This is a genomic window from Erwinia sp. STN24, assembly GCF_041320675.1.
Classification (GTDB): Bacteria; Pseudomonadota; Gammaproteobacteria; order Enterobacterales; family Enterobacteriaceae; genus Erwinia; species Erwinia aeris.
Genome location: NZ_JBGGPM010000021.1, coordinates 1 through 383, shown reverse-complemented (window position 1 = coordinate 383; position 383 = coordinate 1). Strand labels below are relative to the sequence as shown.

General features: G+C 65.0%; 1 protein-coding gene. It reads left to right on the top strand.

What is annotated here, in order from left to right; all coding sequences use genetic code 11:
* Window positions 1-383: hypothetical protein (locus ACA373_RS22155; protein WP_370735153.1), on the top strand; the 383-nt coding region annotated here is incomplete at both ends.

Genomic DNA, 383 nt, shown 5'->3' with positions numbered 1-383 from the left:
ACCTTCAACATGGCGGCGACGCTCTACTCGATCACCAGCAACAGCAATTCGTCGAGCAGCAGCTACAGCATCGTCCAGACGCAGAGCGTGCCGGCGGTGACGCTCGACATCAGCCAGACCAACTCGATCGTCGAGGTCATGCAGTCGGGCAACCAGAACAGCGCGCTGCTGGCGGTGCCCAACCTTGCCACCACGCCTTCGGTGCTGGTGCCTTTCGCCAGCGGCACGATCCTGAACTTCACCGCGCCCAAGAACCCCGTGACCGTCACCGGCATTACCGTGACGGTGCAGCCGCCCGGGCCGGACCCGACCAAGCCGCCCCCCTCGGTAAGCGCGACGGTCGCCATGACCAGTTCGGTCTCGACGGTCGGAGACATGATCGC